The 26163-nt window shown below is 64.9% G+C and carries 20 protein-coding genes; 12 read left to right on the top strand and 8 right to left on the bottom strand.

What is annotated here, in order from left to right; all coding sequences use genetic code 11:
* Positions 1-6: 6 nt before the first annotated feature.
* The 4 genes from JMY24_RS07360 to JMY24_RS07345 all read right to left on the bottom strand — a co-directional run bounded on the left by JMY24_RS07360 (position 7) and on the right by JMY24_RS07345 (position 6877).
* Positions 7-3147, bottom strand: a complete 3141-nt coding sequence (locus tag JMY24_RS07360) for an Hsp70 family protein (RefSeq protein ID WP_201701693.1) — start codon at positions 3145-3147, stop codon at positions 7-9.
* Complete coding sequence (locus JMY24_RS07355; protein WP_201701692.1) at positions 3144-5003, bottom strand: Hsp70 family protein; 1860 nt, start codon at positions 5001-5003, stop codon at positions 3144-3146. The genes JMY24_RS07360 and JMY24_RS07355 overlap by 4 nt, the downstream gene beginning before the upstream one ends.
* Positions 5000-5563 carry a DUF2760 domain-containing protein gene (locus JMY24_RS07350; RefSeq protein ID WP_201701691.1) on the bottom strand — a complete coding sequence of 188 codons (564 nt, stop codon included), beginning with the start codon at positions 5561-5563 and terminating at the stop codon, positions 5000-5002. The genes JMY24_RS07355 and JMY24_RS07350 overlap by 4 nt, the downstream gene beginning before the upstream one ends.
* Positions 5564-5977: 414 nt before the next feature.
* Positions 5978-6877, bottom strand: a complete 900-nt coding sequence (locus JMY24_RS07345) for a LysR family transcriptional regulator (protein ID WP_201701690.1) — start codon at positions 6875-6877, stop codon at positions 5978-5980.
* Between the two features lie 85 nt (positions 6878-6962).
* On the opposite strand from JMY24_RS07345, the gene JMY24_RS07340 reads away from it, so the two are divergent.
* Positions 6963-7673 (top strand): NADPH-dependent F420 reductase, encoded by a 711-nt coding sequence (locus JMY24_RS07340; protein WP_328809177.1) that lies wholly within the window; start codon positions 6963-6965, stop codon positions 7671-7673.
* A gap of 121 nt (positions 7674-7794) precedes the next feature.
* On the opposite strand, the gene JMY24_RS07335 is transcribed toward JMY24_RS07340, so the two are convergent.
* From JMY24_RS07335 to JMY24_RS07325, 3 genes are all read right to left on the bottom strand, one after another.
* Positions 7795-8970 (bottom strand): substrate-binding domain-containing protein, encoded by a 1176-nt coding sequence (locus JMY24_RS07335; RefSeq protein ID WP_128590639.1) that lies wholly within the window; start codon positions 8968-8970, stop codon positions 7795-7797.
* 119 nt (positions 8971-9089) lie between these two features.
* A complete protein-coding gene (locus tag JMY24_RS07330; RefSeq protein WP_128590641.1) occupies positions 9090-10091 on the bottom strand; it encodes an ABC transporter permease in 1002 nt (333 codons plus the stop codon).
* Entirely contained in the window at positions 10088-11731 is a 1644-nt protein-coding gene (locus JMY24_RS07325) for a sugar ABC transporter ATP-binding protein (RefSeq protein WP_128596813.1), read from the bottom strand. The genes JMY24_RS07330 and JMY24_RS07325 overlap by 4 nt, the downstream gene beginning before the upstream one ends.
* A gap of 249 nt (positions 11732-11980) precedes the next feature.
* Here JMY24_RS07325 and deoC point away from each other — a divergent pair, with 249 nt between their 5' ends.
* The 7 genes from deoC (at position 11981) to JMY24_RS07290 (ending at position 21400) form a co-directional block, all read left to right on the top strand.
* A complete protein-coding gene (gene deoC, locus JMY24_RS07320; RefSeq protein WP_128590645.1) occupies positions 11981-12991 on the top strand; it encodes a deoxyribose-phosphate aldolase in 1011 nt (336 codons plus the stop codon).
* Positions 12992-13003: 12 nt separating this feature from the next.
* A complete protein-coding gene (locus JMY24_RS07315; protein ID WP_201701689.1) occupies positions 13004-15391 on the top strand; it encodes an aldehyde dehydrogenase family protein in 2388 nt (795 codons plus the stop codon).
* Positions 15392-15529: 138 nt separating this feature from the next.
* On the top strand, positions 15530-16492 hold the full coding sequence (gene rbsK, locus JMY24_RS07310; RefSeq protein ID WP_201701688.1) for a ribokinase: 963 nt from the start codon (positions 15530-15532) through the stop codon (positions 16490-16492).
* A gap of 34 nt (positions 16493-16526) precedes the next feature.
* Positions 16527-17600, top strand: coding sequence for an ABC transporter permease (locus JMY24_RS07305; protein WP_128596811.1), 1074 nt, complete (start codon positions 16527-16529; stop codon positions 17598-17600).
* A gap of 101 nt (positions 17601-17701) precedes the next feature.
* Positions 17702-18706, top strand: coding sequence for an autoinducer 2 ABC transporter substrate-binding protein (locus JMY24_RS07300; RefSeq protein ID WP_128589423.1), 1005 nt, complete (start codon positions 17702-17704; stop codon positions 18704-18706).
* Between the two features lie 60 nt (positions 18707-18766).
* Positions 18767-20314: a sugar ABC transporter ATP-binding protein gene (locus tag JMY24_RS07295; protein WP_201701687.1), complete on the top strand. Its 1548-nt coding sequence runs from the start codon at positions 18767-18769 to the stop codon at positions 20312-20314.
* A 15-nt stretch (positions 20315-20329) separates the two neighbouring features.
* Positions 20330-21400 carry an ABC transporter permease gene (locus tag JMY24_RS07290; RefSeq protein WP_128596810.1) on the top strand — a complete coding sequence of 357 codons (1071 nt, stop codon included), beginning with the start codon at positions 20330-20332 and terminating at the stop codon, positions 21398-21400.
* Between the two features lie 47 nt (positions 21401-21447).
* Here the strand turns inward: JMY24_RS07290 and JMY24_RS07285 are convergent, their stop codons facing one another.
* Positions 21448-22173 (bottom strand): DeoR/GlpR family DNA-binding transcription regulator, encoded by a 726-nt coding sequence (locus JMY24_RS07285; RefSeq protein ID WP_128596809.1) that lies wholly within the window; start codon positions 22171-22173, stop codon positions 21448-21450.
* 277 nt (positions 22174-22450) lie between these two features.
* Here JMY24_RS07285 and JMY24_RS07280 point away from each other — a divergent pair, with 277 nt between their 5' ends.
* The 4 genes from JMY24_RS07280 to JMY24_RS07265 all read left to right on the top strand — a co-directional run bounded on the left by JMY24_RS07280 (position 22451) and on the right by JMY24_RS07265 (position 26153).
* A complete protein-coding gene (locus JMY24_RS07280) occupies positions 22451-22750 on the top strand; it encodes a DUF2934 domain-containing protein (protein ID WP_201701686.1) in 300 nt (99 codons plus the stop codon).
* A 34-nt stretch (positions 22751-22784) separates the two neighbouring features.
* Complete coding sequence (locus JMY24_RS07275; protein WP_128591008.1) at positions 22785-23051, top strand: hypothetical protein; 267 nt, start codon at positions 22785-22787, stop codon at positions 23049-23051.
* A 145-nt stretch (positions 23052-23196) separates the two neighbouring features.
* Positions 23197-24252, top strand: a complete 1056-nt coding sequence (locus JMY24_RS07270) for a glycosyltransferase family 4 protein (RefSeq protein ID WP_128598752.1) — start codon at positions 23197-23199, stop codon at positions 24250-24252.
* 38 nt (positions 24253-24290) lie between these two features.
* Positions 24291-26153, top strand: a complete 1863-nt coding sequence (locus JMY24_RS07265) for an HAD hydrolase family protein (protein ID WP_236597344.1) — start codon at positions 24291-24293, stop codon at positions 26151-26153.
* The last annotated feature ends 10 nt before the right edge of the window (positions 26154-26163 follow it).

Raw genomic sequence — 26163 nt, 5'->3', positions numbered from 1 at the left:
GCGCCGTTAGTCCGAGATCAGTTTCAGCCCCGCCGGCAACGACTCGCCGAATACCCGGCCTTCGTCGGCGTTGTCCAGTTCGACGTTTTCAGCGACCATCGTGATCCACGCGCGCGGCGCGCTCGCCGCTTCGAGTCTGCGCAGCACGGCATGGCGCATCTCATCGGGCAGATCGCGCGAGCGGTCGCCCGTCATCCGCGCAATCTGAGCCGCGGCAAAGGCGGCCGGGTCCACCTTCTTCCAGTCGAGCGCGAGAATTGCGTCGAGCCACTGACTCGCGACGTCGGCCGGCACGACGCTGTGCGCGCTGCCGTAAAACGGCCGGCGCGCGCCGATGCGCCCAACCGCCCACCAGCCTTGATGATTCTCTGAAGGTTTCTGCAAACGCGCGAGCACCGATTCGCCGAGTTCGATCTTGCGCGCGACAGGAATGCGTTCGAGCGACGCGCTCAGGCGAACCATATCGGCGGTGCCGGTTTTCGACACGTCAAACGGCAGCTTGTGACGCGATTGCGCGGCCGTCTGCAGATAGTGCATCGCATCGAGCACGCGCAGTTGCGCGCCGTCGTCGAGGCCGCCCGCGGCGCGGCGCCAGAGCGTCCACCATTCGGACCAGACCTGGCTTTCCTGGACGTACTGAATACCGTCGTCGAATAGCGACCACAGTTGCTCGACGCGCCATTCGTCGAGTGGATAGCCAAAGCCTGGGCGTACGCAATAGCCGGCGAGATTGAGCCACAGCCGCTCGTGATCCGCCGAGCGGCGGCGCCTGCGCGCGCGTTCCCAAAGGGCGCCGAACAGTTCACGCAGCAGCGCGCTGTTCCAGCTTTCCCGCGGGCCCAGCAACTGTTCGAGTTGCGAGCGCAGGCGTTTCACTTCCTTCTTATCGACGTTTTGCGAGCGCGAACCGAAGCAGCGATCGATCTGCTCGATGGCTTCGTCGAGCCGCGGATGCCGCGCCTGCGCGGGATCGCCGGCGAGGTTCACCTGCGCGTCGTCGCGGCGCAGCTGGAATTCGAGCAGCCAGCGCTCGGCAGGATTGTCGCGGTCGATGCAGTGCACTTCGAGCGTGCCGACCTCGGTGAGCGACGTGGCGATCCGCACTGCGGTCTCGCGCGCGCTGCCGGCGCCGCGCGGCTGCACGATCGTCGCGATGGGCGGCAGGCGAACGAAGTCGCCGCTCGAAAGATCGGCGAGTTCGCCGGGCGCATATACCGTGTCCGCGCTCGACGACACGAGGTGAAAGCGCACCGGATGTCCGAGCCGCAGCGCGAACGTGCGCTCGGCGATCAGGATTTCGTGTCCTTCTTCGGTGCCGCGCGGCAGCAGGCAGATACCGCGTTGGGCGGGCTGTGATTCCTCGGGCTGTGATTCCTCGGGTCGTGAGTCCCGTTTGCCGCCGGCGGGTTCGTCGAGTACGAGAAAGTAGCTGCGCGGCGAGCCGCCACCGATTTTCGGCGCGCCGCCCGCCCGCGCAAGGCTATAGGCGACCGCGCCGCGCGCGACGGCGACGTCGGGATTGTCGTTGTGCAGCACGTTAAGCGGCTCGCCGCGCCACATGCCTAGCGTGCTCGCGAGGCGCTGCGTCAATGCGTGCGCGCGGAACACGCCGCCGTTGAGCAGCAGGGTGTCCGGCACGGGGAGCGGTGGTTGCCCGCTGGCATTTGATGCAGGTTCGACGCCGGAAACATCGTTGGGACTAGCGGCGTGCCCGACGTCCGCGCCAACGCCAGCATCACCACTACCGATTCCCGCGCCCGCATTGCCGCGAGCACTAACGCCACCATCCTCAAGCCGGCCCTCAACATCGCTCTGAACCGATCCCAACGCCTTGCGCGACTGCGCCTCGAAGCGGTTCAGAAAAGCGGCGATATGGCGCGTGACCGCGGCATCGGTCGCATAGGGCAAACCGAACTCGACGATCGCGCCGCGCGGCCGCCCCGGCCGTTCGTACGGCCCAACCACCGGAAAGAATCCGTCGACGATCACGCGCTCCACTTCATCGCGCGTGATCTGAGCCGTGCGCGCGCCGCCGACGAGCTTCGAGCCCGCGCCAAGCAGCGTGATCGACGCCGAGTCGGGCGCCTGCGGCCCCAGTAGTAGCTCCTTCGCGCCGCGGCAACGCTCGACGAGTTGCGAAAGGCTCGCCGCCGACAAACGCGTGCGTTCGCCGCCGCCGGCGAGGCGCGCTTCGACCAGATGCGCGAGCGCAAGGTCCATGTTGTCGCCGCCGAGCATCAGATGGTTGCCCACCCCGATACGCGTGAGTTGCGGTTCGCCGTCCGCCATGCCGACTTCGATCAGCGTGAGATCGGTGGTGCCGCCGCCCACGTCGCAAATCAATACGAGGCGCGTCTGCGCGAGTTCCGCCCTGAGCCGTTCGCGATGATGGAACAGCCAGTCGTAAAACGCCGCTTGCGGTTCTTCGAGCAGCCGCAGCGCGGGCAGGCCCGCCATACGCGCCGCTTGCACGGTCAGCGCGCGGGCGCCTTCGTCGAACGAGGCCGGCACCGTGAGCACCACGTCCTGGCGTTCGAGCGGCGCGTCGGGAAAGCGTTGATTCCACGCCGCGCGCACGTGCGCCAGGTAGCTCGCGCTGGCTTCGACCGGTGAGACCTTGTGGACGTCGTCGGCGGCGCCCCAAGGCAGAATTGGCGCAACGCGGTCGACGGATGCATGCGAGAGCCAGCTTTTCGCGCTCGTTACGAGCCGCCCCGGAACCTGGGCTCCGAGCAGCCGCGCGAGCCGCCCGATCACGACGGGCTGCGCATCGGGGCCATCGTTCGCGAACATGACGGTGTTATTCGCGCGTTGACTTGCGTCTGGGGCTGCGCGTTGACCCGCGTCTTGCAGATCGCCGTGAGCGGCACGTTGGCTCGACGTTTGCCCCGCGCGCTGCTCCACATCTCGCGATGAAACCGACTCCCCGTCGCTCCACGGCAATTGCAGATCGCCCGCGCTCAACTCGCCTCGCGCGGGGTGGTACCGCACCGACGGCAGCAGCGCACGGGCGGCGACCTCGCCGGGACTCACAAGCTGTTCGATCTCGAACACGCGAATCTCATCGGACCCGGCTTCTGCATAAGCCAGCACCGTGTTGCTCGTGCCGAGATCGATGCCGACGCTGTACCGCTTCATTTCAATCATGCATTCGCGTTGCCGCGCACGTCGAACTCGACCTTCCAGCGCTCGTCGGTGCCGCGCGGCACGGCTTCGAGTTCGAGCGTGCCAGCTTCCGTCACGCGCGCGTGCAGCTTGACCGGCACCACTTCACCGGCTGTGCGGCCCGCGGCTGGCAGCGTGGCCTGAATCTCCTCGAGTTCCTGCAACTCGTCGGGCCCCCAGAAATCGAGCAGCGTTCCAACCTGATCCTGACGACGCACCGACGATCCAAAGAACCGGAAGTGCACCGGCTCGCCGACGACGAGCCCGAACTCCTGCGCGGGGAGTTCCGCCTCGGTGCCTTCCTCCATGCCGAAGGGTGCCACGCACAGCGCCTGGATCGGCGGCTCGAGTCCGGGCACGGCGGGCATCGCCGACTCGATCGCAATGTAGTAAGCCCGGGCGGTGCCGCCGCGAATCCGCACGCCCTGGCCGCGTCGCACGTAGCCGTAGTAGGCCGCGCCCCGCGCGACGGCCAGATCGAGATCGGCGCCTTCGAGCAGCCGCGCCGGCTCTGCGCCTTCAGCCGCGAGCCAGCCATTGAGCGTGCCCATGATGCGCTCGACGAGCAGCGCCGACTTGAACACGCCGCCGTTGAACAGCACCGCCGTGGGATGCAGGAAGCTCGCGCTTTGCGCGGCGTCGTGGGATGCCGTGTCGCGCAGACCTTCGAGTTCGGCGAGCGCGCCGACCTGACGGCCGAGGAACGCCGCCAGGTGCCGCGTAATGCCGGCGTCCTGCGCATACGGCAAACCGAGTTGCGTGAGACCGGCACGCGCGCGGCTCACCGGACGCGCGGCGCTGTCCACCTGCGGGAAGAAGCCGTCGAGGATGGTCTGCGTCAACTCCGCGCGCGTGAGTTCGGTGCGGATCGATCCGCCGATCAGCTTCGAGCCGCGGCTCGGCACGACGAGCGGTACGGTGTCCGTAGCCGGGTCGCTCAGCAGCGTTTCCTTGGCCGCGCGGCATGCATAGGTGAGGGCGCGCAACTGCCACGCGTCGGCCTGAGTGCCTTGAGCCGCGAGTTTGCGCGCGACCACGTGCGCAAGCGCGAGGTCCATGTTGTCGCCGCCCAGCAGAATGTGTTCGCCGACCGCCACGCGATGCAGTTCGAGATTGCCGTCGCGCTCGATGACGGCGATCAGCGACAGGTCGGTGGTGCCGCCGCCCACATCGACCACCAGAATGATGTCGCCGATCTTGACCTGCTTGCGCCACTGGCCGCCGCTTTTCTGAATCCAGCTATACAGCGCGGCCTGCGGTTCCTCTAGCAGCGTCATGCGGCCGTAGCCGGCGGCTTCGGCGGCTTCGGCGGTCAATTCGCGCGCGGCCGGGTCGAACGATGCGGGAATCGTTACCGTGATGTCCTGCTCGCGAAACGGCGCGTCGGGGTGCAGATGGTCCCAGGCTTCGCGCAAATGCGTCAGATACCGCACCGAGCTTTCGAGCGGCGACACGCGTGCCACTTCGGGCGGCGCATCGTTGGGCAGAATCGCCGCGCGGCGATCGACGCCCGGGTGGCACAGCCAGCTTTTCGCGCTCGACACGAGCCGGATCGGCGTGGCCGCGCCACGGCTGCGCGCGAATTCGCCGACGGCGAACTGGCGCTCGCCGGTCCACGGCAGGTGCAGGTCGCCGGGAGTCAGTTCGTCCGGGTGCGGCAGATACAGGAACGAGGGCAGCAGGTCCAAGTCGGCAATCGCGCCGGGTCCGGTCAGCTGGGCGATCGGCAACACCGTCAGCGTGGTCTTCTCACCGTCGCTTGCACTCGTGTCGACATAGGAGAGCGCGCAGTGCGTCGTGCCCAGGTCGATGCCGATGGAATAGCGCGCGCCGCTCATAGCTCCACCTCGGCCGGCGCGATGACCTTCGCGTTGTGGCTTTCCGCGAGCTTCGGCAGACGCACTTCTTCGACGCGCCAGCCGCGATGGCTGATGTTGCCGCTAAACGGCGCCTTGCCGACGACGTTGCCGGTCAGCCGAATCGCGCTTGCGTCGAAACCTTCCTGAAGCGTGACGCGGCTGCCTTCGGCTTCGTCGCGCACCGGGCGGATCGTGAAGTGCTCGCGCAGCGTCGCGCGGCAACCTTCGTGGACGAGGCGTGCGGCGGCGCCGATATCGGCGTCGCTGAAACGCTTGATGTCTTCCTCGACGAAGTCGATGAAGCGCGCGTCGCGTTGCAGCAGGCCGAGTAGTTGCAGCGCGGCGTCGGGGTTGGCTTCTTTCAGCGAGGGCGCGGGCTGGGGAGCGGGCGCGGGCGCCTGCGTCCGTGTCTGGGCAGCCGTGCCGCCGTCACGCACGCGCAGCACGCCGGCGGCGAATTCGCCGTCGCCGAGAATGCGGAAAAACGCGCTGACGGCCAGTGAAATCCTGCCGAGGAAAGACGGGTTCGAATCAGTCATAAATGCTCCTGAGATGCTCTGTTAGAGGACGAGCTGTCCTGAGTGCGCCACACGCGACGGGCCTGCATGGCCGCCGTCGCGCAATGTTTTGAAGGCGCGCGGCGCGGCGGCGGCCGGTGCGCAATCGCTTCCCGTCCCGCCGCGCTTCGCGCGCGCAAAACCCGTATTTTGCCTTGTGCGGCGCCTAACGCGGGCAAAGCCGAGGATTCTCGCGGGCAATGCAGCGAGATTGGCGGCTTTCCGGGGAGCGTTGGAGCGCCGGCTGGCGACTGCACTGAAGGCCGATTTTTGCTCGCATATTCAGGGCTTCTTGCGGGCGCGCATTCCGTCCATTCGATATGAGGCCGGGTGAAAGGCCACCGCCAGCCCATTGCGCCGCGGTGGCCGCAGTGGGTTCTTGCGCGCTTCAGGTCCTCAAGCGCCAGACGGCCCAAACTCCGCAACCACCTGGTCGATGAACGCGCGCAGCTTCGGCGTGACGCGGCTCGCCGGAAACACAAGGTGCATGGGCCGCGGGGGCGCTTCATAGCCGTTCAGAAGGCGCACCAGACGTCCCGCCGCAAGGTCGTTCCGCACGGCAACTTCCGGCGCGAGCACGATCCCCGCGCCGTCGAGCGCGGCCGCGACCAGCGCTTTTACGTCGTTGGCCTCGAAACGGCCTGCAACCGGCACGACGTGCTCACCCTCGGCGTCGTCGATAAAACGCCATTCAGTTGCGGCCGGCATGCTCGTGAAGGCGAACGCGAGGCACTCGTGCGCGGCCAGCGCCTGCGGCGCGGCCGGCTCGCCGCGCCTCGCGAGATAAGCCGGCGACGCGCACGCGACCAGCCGGTACGGCATCAACGGCCGCGCGATCAGCGTCGAATCGGACAGCGCGCCCAGCCGGATCGCGGCCTCATAAGCCTCGTCGATCAGATCGACGAAGCGGTCGGTCAGCGTCAACTCGACCCGCACATCGGGATGCGCTTCCAGATAACGGGTGATCATTGGCGCGAGGCAGCAGGCGCCGAACGTGACGGGCGCGGTGATCCGCAGGCGTCCGCGCGGCGAGGCCGACAATTCCTGCGCAACCGACTCCGCCGCTTGCGCATCCGCGAGCAGCGCCTTGCAGCGTTCGTAAAAAATCTGGCCGATCTCGGTGAGGCTCTGGCGGCGCGTCGTGCGATTCAGCAGTCGGGCGCCGACGCGCTCCTCCAGCATGCCGACGTGCTTGCCGGCCATCTGCGACGAGATGCCGAACGCGAGCGCCGCTGCCGCGAACGAGCCGCTCTCGGCGGTTTTGACGAACACAGCCATGCTGGTGAGCCGATCCATGCACATTCCCCACTGTTGATTTCGACACTCGCCATTATTTGCGCATTTATCACGCATGAGTTTTGAATCATAGTGCCTGTCACCGATGAGCGGGTGTTCACCGGAGCGATTCTCAGACATGCATGGAGTGTGGAACATGAAGATAGGCATTCTCGGCGCGGGCTTTCTCGGCCGCGCGCTGGCGACCGTCGCACAGCGTCACGGCCACGAAGTGATGATCGCCAACTCGCGCGATCCGAACACCTTGATCAGCACGGCGGCGGCGCTCGGCTGCGCGACGGGCACCGCACAGGAAGCGGCGAAGTTCGGCGACGTCGTCGTGGTGTCCGTGCCGTTCGGGCAGATCGATCGGCTGCCGGTTGCGGCGCTCGACGGCAAGATCGTCATCGATACCTGCAATCACTATCCGGACCGCGACGGTCCGATCGAAGCACTGGAGAACGGTGTTACGACGACGAGCCAGCTGCTCGCCGCCGCGCTGCCCGGCGCGAGAGTGGTGAAGGCGTTCAATGCGATTCTCGCGAAAGACCTCGAAACGGCCGGCGCGGCGCCCGGCACACCGAATCGCCGCGCGTTGCCGCTAGCCGCCGAAGACGAGCAGGCTAAACGCGTCGTGAGCGAGTTGATGGATCAGTTCGGCTTTGATCCCGTCGATGCGGGCCCGCTCGCGGACAGCTGGCGCTTCGAACGCGCGAAACCGGTGTACTGCATCGCGCATGACCGGGCGGGCATGGTCGCGGGCCTCGCGGCCGCTCAGCGAGATGTGGAATTGCCGCATGGGTCGTGGCGGCATTGATGTTCCGTTAAACGAATCAGCCAGGCCATGTCTGCAGTGGTGAAGGCGCGGCCCGTTCCGCACGCTCCTGCACATGATCGCCCAACCTCGCGGGCGACCATGTGACGCGCTGACCGCAAGCTTATCCGCAGGCCGGCTTAGCTTTCTTGCACGCATCCGCGAGCTGCGGCGGCGGGTCTTTCTTGAACACCGTCTTGTAGGCTTCGAGCACCGTCGATTGAACCACGGGCAAAGACTGCACGCCGATCCATGCAGGCGGCGTCTGTCCGATCAGCGCTTTCATCATCGCCATTGCTTCGGCCACGCCCTGATCGTACGGACGCTGCGAGCCGGTCGCCTTGAGCGGTCCGCCCTTGGCGATCTCGATTGCCGACTGAAGACCCAGATCGACGGTGGTGACGGGAATGTTCACGCCTTGCGCGCGCATCGAAGTCAACGTGTCGAGCGCCGGTTGATCCCACACGGCGAAGAGTCCCTTGACGTCGGGGTTCCCGGTCAGGAAGTCGCCTGCAATCTGTCCGACCTTCGACGGGTCCGTGAAGTCGACCTGCTTGATCTTGATGTCCGGACGGTTCTTCTTCATCCATTCGTTGACTGCCTTCGTGCGCTCCTTCGTGCTGAAGTAGTCGACGCCGAAATTGACGAGCCCGATGGTCGCGCCCTGCGGCACGCACGAGGCGAGCACTTTGGCTGCGATCTGGCCGTTGCCTTCGCTATCGGCGGAAATCATCGACGCGTATTGCTCAGGATGCTTCAGCCCGGTCGGCACGTTGTCCATGAACACGAGCTTGATGCCGGCGGCGGAGACCTTCTTGTATGTCGCAGCGGTCGCTGTGCCGTCGACCGGAATCGAGATGATGCCGTCGGGATGACGCTGGATCGTGTTCTCGATATCCGCGATCTGCTTGTCGACCTGGTACTCGGCCGACGCAGTGCCGATCACGTCGACGTCGTATTTCTTCAGCGTGTCGGTAATGCCTTGCACCTGCAATTGCGACCAGTCGAGGTTCATGGTCTGCATCGAAATGCCGACCTTGAATTTGCCCGCTTTCACTTTGGCGGCCTCGGCGGCGGTGAGCTGGACGGCGTCGACCGAAGCGGCTTTCTCGCCGTTCGGTCCCTGGCCGACAATCGACTTCGGTCCGATCGATCCCGCCTGCAGGCTGCTCACGCATTGCGCGCCGGCGCTGGCGCAAGCCAGTGCGGCGGCCAGTGCGGCGCTGACAGCCACGACGGACGCCACTGACGAACTCACGCCACGTGCCGCCCGGGTTGTCGAGCCATGACAATGTTTCATGTTCTCCTCCGTTGGTCTTTACGTCTGTATTGAGTCGGGATTAAGTCTCCTGCCGGTCGGGGAACCTCACGCGCGGTTCGCGCCGGGGTCCGCGTTTCACGAGTGATCGGCGTGCCTCGTCACTTCTTCGTAAATGCGACTGCTGCAACGATGATGATTCCCTTGATGACGAGCTGCAGCGACGAACTCACGCCAAGCAGCACGAGCCCGTTGTTCAGCGTGCCGATGATGAGACTGCCGAGCAGCGTGCCGAGCACGAAACCGCGCCCGCCGAACAGGCTGCATCCGCCGAGCGTGACGGAGGCGATCACGTCGAGCTCGAGTCCTTGCACGACGTCGGGCCGCGCCGCATGCGAGCGGGCGGACAGCACCAGCGCGGCAAGTCCGGCCAGCACGCCGGTGAGAATGAACGCGAGGGTAGTCACGCGGCGGATGTCGATGCCCGAGTAGCGCGCGGCCGTCGGATTGCCACCGGCCGCGTACACCTGCCGGCCGAACACGCTGTAATGCAGCAGCAGAATGCCGGCGATGACGGCGAGCACCGTCCAGATGATGGGCACCGGCACGCCCGCAATGTCGCCTTCGCCGAAGATCGCGATGAACGAGTCGTTGGTGATGATGACCGGCTTGGTGGTCGTGACGAGCAGTGCGAGTCCGCGCGCGGCGCTTAACGAACCCAGCGTCACGAGAAAGGAGGGAATATTGAGCCGCGTGGTCACGAGTCCGTTGATCGCGCCGACCAGCGCGCCCGTGCCGATGCCGGCCACCGCACCGATCAGCCAGTGATCGCCGATATACGCCATCGCGAGCGCGGCGGACATGCCGGATAACGCGAGCGACGACCCGACCGACAAGTCGATCTGCCGCGCGATGATCACGAACGTCATGCCGATGGCGATGATCGACACCAGCGCGGTCTGCCGGCCGATGTTCAGAAAGTTGTCGACCGAGAGAAACCACGGCGAGGCGAAGCTGAATACCACCAGCAACACCGCGAAGGCGATATAAAGCGCATACGGCCGGTCGCCTTGCAGCAGCAGTTGCGCGATACGTCGCGCGCGGCTGCGCGGCGCCGACGCGGCCTGCCGTTCAGCCGTCAGCGGCGAAGCGGAGTCGTTCATGTTGCTTGAGCCCCGTGGTGAGCCCCGTGGGGAGTCCCTTCGCGAGACTCGATGGATGAACGGGAAAGTTGCAGCAGGTGATGCAGCGCCTCGGCATTCGCTAGCGAAGCGCGCGCCACGGTGTTAACAATACGTCCGTCTGCGACGATCGAAATGCGGTTGCACAAGCGCAGCAGTTCATCGAGATCCGACGACACGACGAGCACGCCCGTGCCGTCCCGCGCGGCCTGATGTATCACGCCGTAGATTTCCTCTCTCGCGCCGACGTCGACACCGACCGTCGGTTCGTCGAGAAGAAGGAGCCTCGGCCGCGGATGGTTCCATTTGGCGAACACCACTTTCTGCTGATTGCCGCCGGACAGGAACCTGACCGGCGTCGAAGCGCCTGGCGCCTTGACGGACAACTCCTGCATCGCGGTCTTTGCCTGCGATACCGCGGCCTGGCTGCGCAACCAACCCCAGCGGGAAAACTGAGGCAGGCGTGGCAAGGTGAGATTGCGTTCGATCGAATGATCGAGAACCAGACCTTCCAGATGACGGTCCTCGGGTACGAGGGCGACGCCGAGCTTGATCGCGTCGGCGGGCTTCAACTGGGAACGCGCTTTGCCGCCGATCGCAATGGTGCCGCTCTCGACTGCGCGAAGCCCAAAGATGGTTTGCAGGATCTCGGTGCGTCCGCTGCCGATCAGACCCGCGAGGCCGTGTATCTCACCTTGTTCGACGTTCAGATCGACGTCGTGCAGACGGTCGTTGCAAACGCAGGACATGTTCAGCGCAGATGTACTCGAAGCACTCGCCGCCGCTGAAGCAGGTAGAGACGTAGCCGTGTCGGCCGGCCCACCGGTGCCTTCGACGGCGTTTGCTTTTGCCTGCAAAGCGGCATGCTTCGGCCCGACGATTGCCGCGACGAGGCGCTTCATGTCCGTTTCCGCGACCGAAAACATGCCGGCATTTGCGCCGTCGCGAAACACCGTGACACGCTGCGCGATACGGAACACTTCATTCAGCCGATGTGTGACGTAGATCACGCCGACGCCGCGCGCCGTGACCGTGCGAATCGCGTCGAACAGAATCTGTTCCTCACCGCCGCTCAGCGCAGAGGTGGGCTCATCCAGAATCAGCACGCGCACGTCGCCCATCAAGGCTTTGCAGATTTCGGTCATCTGCCGGTACGCAAAGGGCAGGGCGCCGACCGGCGTGCGCGGATCGAGCGGAATGCCGTGTGACGTGAGAAATGCGCTTACCGTGGCCATCAACTGGCGATTTTTGACGAATCCCAGGCGGGTGCGAGGCTCGCGCCCGAGCATGAGATTTGCGCCGACCGACAGCGATTCAACGAGGCTCAGGTCCTGATAGACGACCGCCACTCCGGCCTCACGCGATTGCGCAGGCGAGTCGAACACGACCCGCTCCCCGCCGATCTCAATGACGCCCTCGTCGTACGCATGGACGCCGCTGAGGATCTTGATCAACGTGGATTTGCCCGCTCCGTTTTCGCCCAGCAGTGCGTGGACTTCTCCGGGCAGGACTTCGAGATCGACGCGGCGCAGTGCCTGTACGCCGCCAAACCGCTTGGTGACGCCGGCAACGCGGATCAATGGCGTGCGGGGCGATGAAGCGAGCGCGACCGGTTCACTCATCTGGCTTGTCTCCTGCGTCGGCGCAACGAATTTCTATTTGTGTCTGCCGCGATGCGCACTACCTGTGTTGTGATCTTCGCATCATGGATTTGGTGCGTCAATAACATTTGCGGCTGCATGCTATGCAAGACTGTCAAAATGTGATGATTCACGCGTAGGGCTTGTGATAATCCTGTCATGCGAGGTAGGATAGCCACGAGTCATTCGCCGGCCAGCCGTTGTGCCGTGCATCAAAATCCCGGACGTCTCATGCCTGATCCTTTCTCGTCGTCGTCATCGGTCGTCGCATTGCGCGGCGGGCCGCTCGTTCATCCGGTGCGCAACCCGGGCATGCCGTTCGACGCGTCATGGCTCGACGGTCTGCGCATCAACCAGTCGGCGGTCGAGCGCCGCACGGCGACGCTCGCCACGCGCCGCACCGTCAAGAAAGAGGCGCAGGCGGCCTGGCTGCTCAAGGCCGTCACCTGCATCGACCTCACGACACTCAGCGGCGACGACACCGAAGGCCGTGTGCGGCGCCTATGTGCGAAAGCGCGCCAGCCCGTTCGCGCGGACCTTCTCGAAGCCCTCGGCATGACGCCGCAGCGCATCACGACCGGCGCGGTGTGCGTGTACCACCGCTTTGTCGGCGCGGCCGTAGATGCACTAAAAGGCAGCGGCATTCCAGTCGCGGCGGTGTCGACCGGCTTTCCGGCCGGACTGATTCCGCATCCGCTGAAGCTGAAGGAGATCGAGGCGTCGGTTGCGGACGGCGCGGCGGAGATCGACATCGTCGTCACGCGTGAACATGTTCTCACCGGCAACTGGCAGGCGCTTTACGACGAAGTGCGTGAATTTCGCGCGGCCTGCGGCCCCGCGCACCTGAAGGCCATTCTCGCGACCGGCGACATTCGCACGCTATCGAACATCGCTCGCGCGTCGATGGTCTGCATGATGGCCGGCGCCGACTTCATCAAGACATCCACCGGCAAGGAGGGCGTGAACGCGACGCTCGACGTGTCGCTCGTCATGGTGCGCATGATCCGCGAATACCACGAGCGCACCGGCGTGCCGATCGGTTTCAAGCCTGCGGGCGGCGTGTCGACCGCGAAGTCGGTGCTGTCCTATCAGATTCTGATGAAGGAAGAACTCGGCCGTGCGTGGCTCGAACCGGAGCTCTTTCGCATCGGCGCGTCGAGCCTGCTCGCCGACATCGAACGGCAACTCGAACATCACGTGAGCGGCCGTTATTCCGCTTTCAACCGTCACCCCGTAGCCTGAAGCAGACCAACCATGAGCGTAGCGGAGTATTTTTCTTCGATGGATTACGGTCCCGCACCCGAGGACGATCAGCCCGCGCGCCAATGGCTCGCGCAACATGACGCGCGCTTCGGGCATTTCATTGGCGGCGCGTGGCATGCGCCGGCGAGCGGCGCGCAGTTCGTCTCGCATGCGCCCGCAAGCGGCGAGCGACTCGCCGATATTGCACAAGGCGACGCGGCCGATATCGACGCCGCGGTAGCCGCCGCGCGCGCGGCGCAGCAGGGCTGGCTCGCGCTGGGCGGCACGGGGCGCGCGCGGCATCTGTATGCGCTCGCTCGTATGGTGCAGCGGCATAGCCGGCTCTTTGCGGTGCTAGAAGCGCTCGATAACGGCAAGCCGATACGCGAGACGCGCGACCTCGACGTGCCGCTCGTCGCGCGTCACTTCCTGCATCACGCGGGCTGGGCGCAGTTGCAGGACAGCGAGTTCGCGGACCATGCGCCGCTTGGCGTGATCGGCCAGATCGTGCCGTGGAATTTTCCGCTGCTGATGCTCGCATGGAAGATCGCACCCGCTATCGCAACAGGCAACTGCGTCGTGTTGAAGCCGGCCGAATACACGCCGCTGACCGCGCTGTTGTTCGCTGAACTCGCGCATCGGGCCGGTCTGCCAGCAGGCGTGCTGAATGTCGTCACCGGCGACGGCTCGACGGGTGCCGCGTTGGTCGAGCATCCGCAAGTCGACAAGATTGCGTTCACCGGTTCGACCGAGGTTGGCAAGCTGATCCGCTCGGTCACGGCGGGCTCGGGCAAATCGCTGACGCTCGAACTCGGCGGCAAGTCGCCGTTCATCGTATTCGACGACGCAGACCTGGACGGCGCGGTCGAGGGCGTTGTCGACGCCATCTGGTTCAACCAGGGGCAAGTCTGCTGCGCGGGCTCCCGCTTGCTGGTGCAGGAAGGCATCGAGGCGCGCTTCATCGCAAAGCTCAAGCGCCGCATGGAGACGCTGCGTGTGGGGCCGTCGCTCGACAAGAGCATCGACATGGGCGCGATCGTCGATCCGGTGCAACTGGAGCGGATTCGCTCGCTCGTCGAAACCGGGCGGCGCGAGGGCTGCGCGATCTGGCAGGCATCGGATACCGCGTTGCCCGCCAACGGCTGCTTTTATCCGCCGACGCTCGTCACTAACGTTGCGCCGGCATCGACACTCGCACAGGAAGAGATCTTCGGCCCGGTGCTCGTTACGATGAGCTTTCGCACGCCCGACGAGGCCATCGCGCTCGCGAACAATTCACGCTATGGACTCGCGGCGAGCGTGTGGAGCGAGACGATCGGCCGCGCGCTCGACGTCGCGCCGCGGCTTGCGTCGGGTGTCGTGTGGGTCAACGCGACGAACCTGTTCGACGCGGCGGTCGGTTTCGGCGGCTATCGCGAATCGGGCTATGGACGCGAGGGCGGACGTGAGGGCATTCACGAATATCTGAAACCGCGTGCGTGGCTCAATCTTCCGAAGCGCCAGCCGGTTAGCGCGGCGATGAACGCGAGCGACGATCGTCAGGTGTCGAACCTTGCGTTGATCGACCGCACGGCCAAGCTCTTTATCGGCGGCAAGCAGGTGCGTCCGGACAGCGGCTATTCGTTGCCGGTTCATGCGCCGGATGGAACGCCGGTCGGCGAAGTGGGCGAAGGCAATCGCAAGGACATTCGCAACGCGGTGCAAGCGGCGCGAGCGGCGCAAAAGTGGTCGCAGGCGAGCACGCATAACCGTGCGCAGGTGCTGTTCTATCTTGCAGAGAATCTGGCGGTGCGTGCGGATGAATTCGCGCATCAACTGGCCGTGCGAAACGGGGCGACGGATGCCGCGGCGCACGCGGAGGTGCAAGCGTCGGTCACGCGTCTGTTCACCTACGCGGCGTGGGCCGACAAATTCGATGGCGCGGTGCATACGCCGCCGCTGCGAGGTGTCGCGCTGGCCATGCACGAGCCGCTCGGCGTGATCGGCATCGCCTGTCCGGACGAGGCGCCGTTGCTTGCTTTCGTTTCGCTCGTGGCGCCGGCGCTGGCAATGGGCAATCGCGTGGTGGTGCTGCCGGGCGAGGTGTGTCCGCTCGCGGTGACGGACTTTTATCAGGTCGTCGAGACGTCCGACGTGCCCGGCGGCGTAGTGAACATCGTCACGGGCAAACGGGAAGCGCTGCTGCCGGCGCTCGCCCGGCACGACGACGTGGACGCGGTATGGTCCTTCGGCAGCGCGGCGGATGCGACGCTGATCGAGCGTGAGTCGGTCGGCAACCTGAAGCGCACCTTCACCGACTACGGCCGCCAGTTCGACTGGTTCGACCGTGCGAGCGAGGGCGTGGCGTTCCTGCGTCAGGCCGTGCAGGTGAAGAACATCTGGATACCGTACGGAGACTGACCGCGCAGCATATGCACGCCAACCAGAAAATGGAGGAGACAACGTGCTGAACACTTTTTACCTGCTGTTGACGGACCACGTGGTGCGGCACGCGCCGCATCGCGCTGCGATGAACACCTCGCGAGGAGGGCTGCGCTCATGAGCTCGCAGCCACAACAGAGCGGACGCGTCGTCATTCTCGGCATCTACGTGACCGATCTAACGTTTCGCGCGGCGCGCATGCCGCTCGTCGGCGAGACCATTGCGGGCTCCGCGTTTGCGATGGGGCCAGGCGGCAAGGGCTCGAACCAGGCGGTCGCCGCGGCACGCGCGGGCGCTGAGGTCGTGTTCTGCACGCGCATCGGCAACGACGCATTCGGCTCCATTGCACAAGCAACATGGGAGCGCGAAGGCATCACGGCGCGCGCCTCGGTTGTCGAAGGCGTCTCCACGGGCGCCGCGCATATCTTCGTCGACGACACCACCGGCATGAACGCAATCATCGTTGCAGCGGGCGCGGCGGGGACGCTGAGCGCGGCCGACGTCGACGCTATTGAAGCCGATATAGCGGGCTCGCGCGTCTTCGTCACGCAACTTGAACAGCCGCTGCCGGCCGCGCGGCGCGGACTGGAAGTGGCGCGCAAGCATGGCGTCACGACGGTGTTCAATCCTGCGCCCGCATTGCCGCTCGACGACGACATCTTCCCGTTGTGCGACTACATCACGCCGAACGAAACCGAAGCTTCCGCGCTGACGGGCGTGCCGATCGCGAACGTGGACGACGCGCGGCGTGCAGCCGACGTACTGCTCGCGAAAGGCGTCGGCACCGTGATCGTGACGCTCGGCGAGGGCGGCGCATTGCTGCATGACGCGAGCCAATCGATATGGTTGCCCGCGTTTCGCTGCGGCGCGGTGGTCGAAACCGCCGGCGCGGGCGACGGCTTCACAGGCGGCTTCGCGGCCGCACTCGCGCGCGGCGAGGATGCGATTTCCGCCATGCGTTTCGGCTGCGCGCTCGCAGGCATATCCGTCACGCGCGCGGGCACGGCGCCTTCAATGCCGACGCTCGCCGAAGTGAACCGTGTACTGAGCGAGTCGGGTCAGACAGCGCAGGCTTCGTAATCATTCGTGCAGTGTCAGGGAGATCGTCAGCGCCATGAAGTCTTCGTTTGCTGCGGGAAAACTGTTTGCCGACCGGCAACTTAATTTTCTGCTGATCGTCAACGTGCTCGTCGTGCTGGTCGCGACGTGGCTCTCGCGCGGCCAGTTCGTCGATATCGACAATCTTCAGTCGATGGGCGGCCAACTGCCGGAACTCGGCTTGCTCGCGCTCGGCATCATGCTGTCGATGGTGTCGGGCAACGGCGGCATCGACCTGTCCGGTGTCGGGCTCGCGAACCTGTCGGGCATGGTCGCCGCGATGCTCGTGCCGCGCTTTGTCAACGGCGACGATTCGCCGGTGCTGTACACGTCGCTCTTCTGCGCGATCGTACTCATCATGGGGCTGCTCGGCGGCCTGCTCAACGGCGTGGTGATCGCGCGCCTCAGGCTCACACCGATTCTTTGCACGCTCGGCACGCAGTTGCTGTTTACCGGCTTCGCGGTCGTGATCAGCAACGGCGCGTCGGTGCATGTCGATTATGTCGAGCCCTTGTCGGATATCGGCAACGGCACCGTGTTGCAGGTGCCGATTGCGTTCTGCATCTTTCTTGCTGCGGTGATCGTGCTGGGATGGCTGCTCAAGCGCAGCCCATTCGGCCTGCGTCTCTATCTGATGGGCACGAATCCGAAGGCCGCGTTCTACGCGGGCATTCCGCGCGCGCGCATGCTGATCACCACTTACGCGATGTGCGGCGTGCTGGCTTCGCTCGCCGGCCTGATCAGCGCGACGCATACATCCAGCGCGAAATGGGACTACGGCAACTCCTATCTGCTGATCGCGATCCTGATCGCGGTGATGGGCGGCGTGAATCCCGCAGGCGGGCATGGCCGCATCATCTGCGTGTTTTTCGCAGCGACGGTGCTGCAGTTTCTGTCGAGCCTCTTCAATCTGCTGGGCGTGTCGCAGTTTTTCGGCGACTGCGCGTGGGGCTTTCTGCTGCTGCTCTCGCTGGCGTTTGCGGGCGGTGAACGCGTACGGGCGATCTTCGGTTTCGGCGGCGGAGGAGGTTCCGCCCAGCCCACGCAGAGGCCGGCTTCCGGCAGTGCGGGGGCGACGCCCAGGCGTTAGCGCATAGCGGGTTTTCGGTAAAGGCGGACAGGTTGCCCTGCCTGTTCGCGACGGCTGACACGGCCAGCACGGGCGACATCGAACGATAAAGGAGACTTTGCATGAAATTGACTCGACTGGGCGCCGCGCTCGCAGCAGCCGCTCTTACGGTGGGCGTGATCGCCGCGGCGCAGGCCGCGACCAACGAGACGATTGTCACGGTCGTCAAGGTGACGGGTATCAACTGGTTCAACCGGATGGACGAAGGCGTCAAGGAGTTCGCGAAGGACAACCCAGGCGTGACCGCGTACCAGACGGGACCCGGCCGGGCGGACGCGGCGCAGCAACTAAAGATCATCGAAGACCTGATCGCGAAGAAAGTGAACGCGATCGCCGTGGTGCCCTACGATCCGCCGACGCTCGAACCGGCGCTGAAGAAGGCGATGGATCGCGGCATCAAGGTGGTCACGCATGAAGCGGACAACGCGAAGAACACGATGGTCGACATCGAGGCCTTCGACAATACCGCTTATGGCGCCGGTCTGAACGAACGCCTTGCTTCGTGCATGCACAACGAGGGCAAATGGGCCGTGCTGGTCGGCTCGCTCGGCAGCCGCTCGCAGGTCCAATGGGCCGACGGCGGCATCGGCAACGCGAAGGCCAAATACGCGAAGATGAATCTGGTCGAGCCGAAACTCGAAACCAACAACGACGGCGAGCGCGCTTATGAAGTCGCGAAGGAAGTACTGCGCAAACATCCGGATCTGAAAGGCTTCCAGGGCTCGTCGTCGCTGGACGTGATCGGCATCGGCCGTGCCGTCGAGGAAGCGGGCATGCAGGGCAAAATCTGCGTGTACGGTACAGGTCTGCCGACCGAGGCCGGCAAGTTCCTCGAAAGCGGCGCGATCAACGGCATTGCGTTCTGGGATCCCAAGCTCGCCGGCATCGCGATGAACAAGGTCGCGAAGATGCTGGTGGACGGCAAGGCAGTGGAGAACGGCGCGGATCTCGGCATTCCCGGCTACACGAAGGTGACGGTCGCGAAGGGTCCGGGCAAGGGCATCATCGTGCGCGGCCAGGGCTGGGTGAACGTCGACAAGTCGAACTACAAGCAGTATCCGTTCTGATTCCGTTGTTCACTTCGAGGCGCGTCCGGTGGGCGCGCCTCGACACCGCGACCGATCATCATGAATCAACAAGACGTATCTTCCGCGCCGTTGCCGCAACCTTTCCTGGAAGTGGTCGGCGTGCATAAGCGCTTTACCGGCGTGCATGCATTGCGTGGTGTGAGCCTCTCGTTCCAGCGCGGGCAGATCTATCACCTGCTCGGCGAAAACGGCTGCGGCAAGAGCACGCTGATCAAGATCATTTCCGGCGCGCAACCGCCGGACGAGGGGCAACTGCTTATCGAGGGCGTGCCGCACGCGCGGCTCTCCGCGCTCGAGGCGCTCGCCGCCGGCATCGAAACCGTATATCAGGACCTCTCGCTGCTGCCCAACATGAGCGTCGCCGAAAACGTCGCGCTCACGTCGGAGCTTGCGACACACGAGGGGCGGCTCGCGCGCACATTCGATCGCCGCGTGCTCGCCGCCACCGCAGCGCGCGCGCTCGAAGCCGTCGGCCTGCCAGGCAACAGCGAGTTTCAATCAACGCTGATCGAGCAATTGCCGCTTGCGACGCGCCAGCTCGTGGCCATTGCCCGCGCGATTGCGAGCGAGGCGAAGTTCGTCATCATGGACGAGCCCACTACGTCGCTTACGCAAAAAGAAGTCGACAATCTGATCGCAGTGCTCGCGAACCTTCGCGCGCAAGGCGTGACGGTGCTGTTCGTGAGTCACAAGCTCGACGAGTGCTACGCGATCGGCGGCGAGGTGATCGTGCTGCGCGACGGACAGAAAATGGCGCAGGGACCCATTGCTGAGTTCACCAAGGCGCAGATCAGCGAACTGATGACGGGCCGCCATCTGTCGAACGAACGTTACCGCGAGAGCGCTCATGCGCAGGACATCGTGCTCGACGTGCGCGGCTTCACGCGCGCGGGCCAGTTCAGCGACGTCTCGTTCAAACTGCACGGCGGCGAGATTCTCGGCGTTACCGGGCTGCTCGATTCCGGGCGCAACGAACTTGCGCGCGCGCTGGCGGGCGTTGCGCCGGCGCAGTCGGGCGATGTGCTGCTCGACGGGCAGCACATCGCGCTGCGCACGCCTTCCGACGCGAAGCGCCATCGGATCGGCTATGTGCCAGAAGACCGCTTGAACGAGGGCCTTTTTCTCGACAAACCGATTCGCGACAATGTGATCACCGCGATGATTTCGAGCCTGCGCGACCGCTTCGGCCAGATCGACCGCACGCGTGCTCAAGCGCTCGCCGAACAGACCGTGAAGGATTTGCAGATCGCAACGCCTGGCGTCGACAAACCGGTGCAGTCACTGTCGGGCGGCAACCAGCAACGCGTGCTGATCGGCCGCTGGCTCGCCATCGACCCGCGTGTGCTGATTCTGCACGGACCGACCGTGGGCGTGGACGTGGGCTCCAAGGACATCATCTACCGGATCATGCAGCGGCTGTCGCAACGCGGTATAGGCATCATTCTGATCAGCGACGACTTGCCCGAGCTTCTTCAGAACTGCGACCGCATTCTGATGATGAAGAAGGGACGCGTGGCCGCCGAATATCGCGCCGACGAACTGAGCGAAGCCGATCTGTATCACGCGCTGCTTTCCGAAGCGGCATAGAGGACGTCAACCGCCATGAACTCGCGCATCCAGTCGCGCATCGACTCGCCCAAGAAGCAGACCATGACCACTCCCACCGTCGTCAAAGTCGCGCCGAGCGTCGAACCGCCAGGGTTGCGCACGAGGCTCGCGCGCAACCCCGAGTGGTTTACCGTTGCGCTGATCGTGGTGACGTGCCTGATCGTCGGCGCAATCAATCCTCGATTCTTCCAGTTCGCAACGCTGTTCGACCTGCTGCATTCGGCGACCACGATGTCGCTGTTCGCGCTCGGCACGCTCGTCGTGCTCGCGTCGGGCGGCATCGACGTGTCGTTCACCGCAATTGCCGCGCTGACCATGTACGGCATCACGAAAGCCGTGTTCGCGTGGTGGCCGGACGCGCCGTTCGCGCTGATCCTCGTCACCGGCGCGCTCGGCGGCGTCGTGCTCGGAGTGGTGAACGGGCTGCTCGTGCACCGGCTGAAAGCGCCTTCGCTGATCGTCACGATCGGCACGCAATATCTGTATCGCGGGCTGTTGCTGACGTTCATCGGCACGACGTTCTTCATGAACATTCCGCACAGCATGGATCGTTTCGGACGCATTCCGCTGTTTTTCTATCACACCGCGGACGGCTTGCGCGCGGTGTTGCCCGTGTCGGTCCTCGCGCTGGTCGCGGCCGCGGTCGTCACGTGGTGGCTGCTGAATCGCACGATGATGGGCCGCGGCGTCTATGCGATGGGCGGCTCGCTTGCGATTGCGGAGCGCCTCGGCTACAACCTGCGCGCGATCCATCTGTTCGTGTTTGGCTATACGGGCATGCTGGCGGGCATCGCGGGCATTCTGCACGTGTCGAACAACCGCCTCGCGAATCCGTTCGATCTGGTCGGCTCCGAACTCGACGTGATCGCCGCCGTGATTCTCGGTGGCGCCCGCATTACGGGCGGCACGGGTACGGTGGTGGGAACGCTGCTAGGGGTGGTGCTGGTCACGCTCATCAAGAGCGTGCTGATACTCGTCGGCGTGCCGAGCACCTGGCAAAAGGTGATTATCGGCGCGTTTATTCTGCTTGCCGGGACGCTCTTCGCGCTGCAACGCAAGCGCTGAGCGTCTTGAGCCGGGCGCGGGCGCATGAAGAGACTGAAGCATGTGCGCTATCTGCGCTTGCGGTGCTCCTGGCCGCGCTCGGTGATGATCGAATCGAAGTCGTCGACCTGCGAGAAGCGCACGGCCTTGACGACGCCGAACTTGCTCATGTCCACCACGAGGTGCCGTTCGACGGCGCTCGCCATTGCGGCCTGCTTCAGCGCCACTTCGTGAAAATTCCAGCACGTGACGCCGCGTGCGGGGTCGACGCCGCCCGCTGAAATAAACGCCTTGTTGATGCCCATGCGGCGCAGCATCTCCAGGCTTTCCTCGCCCGCGAACGAATCCGACGAAGGCACGTATACGCCGCCAAGCAGGATCATTCGCACATTCGGCTTGCGCCGCAAAATCTCGGCCACATTCAGCGAATAGCACACCACCGTGACATGCCGCTCAGGCGGAATGAGCCGCGCGAGCGTGGTGAGCGTCGTGCCGCAATCGATAAAAAGCGTTTCGTTGTCGCCGATAAGCCCCGCGGCGATTGACGACGCCTCCGCCTTGGCCTGCGCGAAGTGGTCCTTTTCCTGTTCGAGCGAATAGCCGGCGTTGTTCGGCACGTCGGTCGCGCTGACGATATAGCCGCCCAGATACGTGAAGCGATCCGAGTTGGCCGCGATGTCGCGGCGCACCGTCATTTCGGACACACCCAGCAAAGCCGCGGCGTCGCGCAGGCGCATCACGTTTTGCCTCGTCAATGCATCGGCGAGAGCACGAAGACGGTCGGGTTTCGGCATGGGAGTCCTGGCGCGTGGGCTGCGTGGGCTGCGTGGGCTGTGTGAGCGGCGTTATATTTGAATCAGAACTGCTGAAAGAATTATAACAACTGGCCGATGCTACGGCGAGCGCGCAAACGCGCGAGTGACCGCGAGTTTTTGCCTGAATTCGTGAGCATCCGCGACTTGCGCTGTCGAGCCTCGACGTGTACTGCATGGGAACGGGCTTTGCTGCCTCACCGGCGCAGCCGCCGCATTGCGCGCGTGCTTTCCACTCACGACACGTATGGAGATTGCAATGGCAGGCTCACCGGTCGAACCGACAGTAGAGGATCGAATTCGCAAGCGCGCGTATGAGCTATGGGAAAGCGACGGCTCGCCCGAAGGACGGCCCGACGATTACTGGCTGCGCGCGCAGGCACAGATCGAAGCAGAAGGCGACGCGGGCGACGCCGAGCCGCCGGCGGCTGCGGACCAGTCGGGGAAGGGGCGACGCGCGGCGGAAGCAATCGACGACGAGAGCGCGGAGGCAGCGGAAGCAGCGCAGCCCCGCACCGCCGCCAGGTCGCGCGGCAACGGCGGCGCGAAGCGCAGCTAGCGCGGCATAACCACTACACGCGGGAGAAGACATCATGGACTTCGAATATGGAGGCTGCATCGTTCATCTCACGGCAGGCGTCGACGACGGCGCGATTGTCGCGCACGCGAGGATCGAGGTGACGCAAGGCGCGGTGAGTTCGAGCGACGATACGCATGACATGGAGTTTCATCGCGATTTCGTCGACGAACATGAGGCGATCGAGTTCGCGCGCGAGCGGGCGACGGACTGGATCGACGAGCATGTCGAGCGAGTCGAGCCCGCGTCGCCCACCGACGGCTACAGCGGCCCGATCGCCTAGCTCCGCGTCACCGTCCATAACGTTTAAATTTCATCGCCGACAGGTACATTTTTCCATCGGCGAAAAGCGCGGCGGGTCACGCGTGACTTCGCCGGGCATGCACCATGCGGCTCGCTAGGCATCGGTTCGTCGAGCGGAGCAGCGCATGCGCATCGCCCAGGTTTCACCGCTGTTTGAAAGAGTGCCGCCTGTCGCTTACGGCGGCGTCGAAAGAGTGGTGGCATGGCTGGTGGATGGCCTCGTCTCGCTGGGCCACGACGTCACGCTCTTTGCAACCGGCGATTCCCAAACGCGAGCGCGGCTCGTCTCGGGCAGCGACTTTGCGATTCGCCTGATCGAAGATACGGCCGACCCGCAGGCTTTTCACTTCGCGATGCTGGAAGAAGTGGTGCGGCGCGCGGATAAATTCGACCTTGTGCATTTTCACACCGACTACACGAGCTTTCCGTTCGCGCGGCGGCTGCCATGCGCTTCGCTGACCACCTTGCACTGGCGACTCGACATACCGGGCTTAAGCGCGCTGTACCGTCAGTTTGCCGATATGCCGCTGGTGTCGATTTCCGATGCGCAGCGTGCGCCGCTTCCGTGGCTCGACTGGCGCGCGACGGTCCATCACGGCTTGCCGGTCGATCTGCTGCGCTTTCATGAAGAGCCGAGCGATTATGTGGCGTTTCTCGGTCGCATCTCGCCCGCCAAACGGCCCGACCGCGCAATAGAAATTGCGCGGCGCGCGGGCCTGCCGTTGCGCATCGCCGCAAAAATCGCCAACAGTGACCGCGAGTATTTCAAGCAGGAAATCGCGAGCCTCTTCGAGTTGCCGCACGTCGAGTATTGCGGCGAAGTCGACGACGCGCGCAAAAACGATTTTCTCGGGCAGGCACGCGCCTTACTGTTCCCAATCGACTGGCCCGAGCCCTTCGGCCTCGTGATGATCGAAGCGCTTGCGTGCGGCACACCCGTGATCGCGTTCAACAACGGCGCCGCGCCGGAAATCGTCGAGCACGGCGTGACCGGTTTCCTCGTCGATTCCGTCGACGAAGCGGTGGCCGCGCTCGCGAAAATCGACACCATCGACCGCGCTGCTTGCCGGGCGGCATTCGAGCGCCGCTTCTCCGTCGAGCGAATGGTCGATCAGTATTCGCGCATTTACGAAGCGATGCTGCACGGCACTTGCGACGCGCAATCGGCGCAGGCCGACTGAAGCAAGCGGAAACGAAACAGGATCACGGAGCGCCTTCCATGCGATTTCTTGCCATTGCGACCGACTACGACAACACCCTCGCATCCGACGGACGCGTCGCCGACGCAACGTGGGACGCGCTCGAACGCCTGCGCGCCTCGGGCCGCCAGGCGATTCTCGTGAGCGGCCGGGAGATGGACGACCTGCTCGCCGTCTGCCCGCGGCTCGACCTGTTCTCGCGGGTCGTCGCGGAAAACGGCGGCGTGTTGTATACGCCGTCGACGGGCACGCGGCGTCTCCTCGCTCCGCCGCCGCCGCCCGCTTTCGTCGAGGAATTGAAGCGCCGCGGCCTGTGTCATTTCAGCGTCAGCGAAACGCTCGTCGCGACGATGAAGCCCGCCGAGCAGATCGCGCTTGCCGCGATTCGCGACCTTGGCCTCGGGTTGCAGATCATCTTTAACGGCGAAGCGGTCATGATCGTCTCGCCGGGCATATCGAAAGCAAGCGGCTTGCAGGAGGCGCTGAGCGAACTGGCGTTGTCGGCTTTCAACGTGGCAGGCGTAGGCGACGCCGAGAACGATCATGCGCTGCTCGACGCGTGCGGGTTTTCCGTCGCGGTTGCCAATGCGTTGCCGGCCTTGAAGGCGCACGCCGATATGATCACGAGCCACGCGGCGGGCGCTGGTGTCGCCGAGCTTATCGACGCGCTCGTGAAGGACGACCTGCGCGAACGGGCAAGCGTGACGCCGCGCAGCCGCGTTCTGGTCGGACATTCGCGCGACGGCGAGGAGCCCGCGGATCGGTATTGCGCGGCGCACGGCACGGTAGCGCTGCTCGCGGGCGAATCGGGATGCGGCAAGTCGACCGCGTGCGCGGGTCTCCTGGAACGCTTGGCGGGCATGCACCAGCAGTTGTGCATCATCGATCCGGAAGGCGACTATCAGAACGACGAGGATACGATCGTGGTAGGCGATGCGCACACCGCCCCGCAGATCGAGGAAGTCGTGCAATTGCTGCTGCGCCCGCCGCGCGCGGCGGTGGCCGTCAATCTGCTGCGCGTGCCGCTGCCCGAGCGGCCCGCGTTCTGCGCGTCGTTGCTGCTCGAAGTGCAGCAGTTGCGCGTGCGCACCGGGCGGCCGCATTGGCTCGTGTTCGACGAGGCGCATCATCTGTTTCCGGCTGGATGGGCGGGTGCGAGCCAGACCATTCCGCAGACGCTGGAGACCGCGCTTGCGATCACGGTTTCTCCGCAGCAACTCGACGGCGCGTTCCTGCGCCAGGTGAATCTGATGCTCGCGATGGGTCCGAGCGCGGGCAAGGCCGTGCAGGAACTCGCGAAAGCCACGGACCGCCCTATGCCGAACGTCGACGATATGCTGGGGCAAACGCAGCTGCAACCCGGCGAGGCGCTGTTATGGCGTCTCACCGAGCCGGCGCCCGAGGGTGTGATCCGGCTCGAACCGGGCAGCAAGCACCGGCTCAGGCATCGGAGAAAATATGCGGAAGGGCTGCTGATTCCCGAGCGCAGTTTCTATTTCCGCGGACCCGAGCGTGCACTGAATCTGCGCGCGCATAACCTGGTGCTGTTCGTGGAGATTGCGGAGGGCGTCGACGCCGCCACCTGGCAGTATCACCGCGAGCAGGGCGACTATTCGCGGTGGTTCGAAAAGGAAATGGGCGACCCGGATCTCGCGGCGCAAGCACGGCAGATCGAGCAGGACACTTCGCTCGATGCAGCGGGGAGCCTCGCGCAAATCAAGGCTGCGGTTCAGGAACGCTATACGCAGCCAGAAAATCCGTCGATGCCGGCCGTGCTGACCCCGAAGCGTGACGCATCGGCGCCCGACGATTCGGCGGCCGACGTATCGGCGACCGACGCATCGGCGGCCGACGCACCAGTTCAGAAGAATAGCGGGGCGTAATGGCGGATGT

Source organism: Paraburkholderia kirstenboschensis, from assembly GCF_904848585.1.
Taxonomy (GTDB): Bacteria; Pseudomonadota; Gammaproteobacteria; order Burkholderiales; family Burkholderiaceae; genus Paraburkholderia; species Paraburkholderia kirstenboschensis.
The sequence above is the reverse complement of the archived record's forward strand: the minus strand, read 5'-3'. Positions and strand labels throughout refer to the sequence as shown.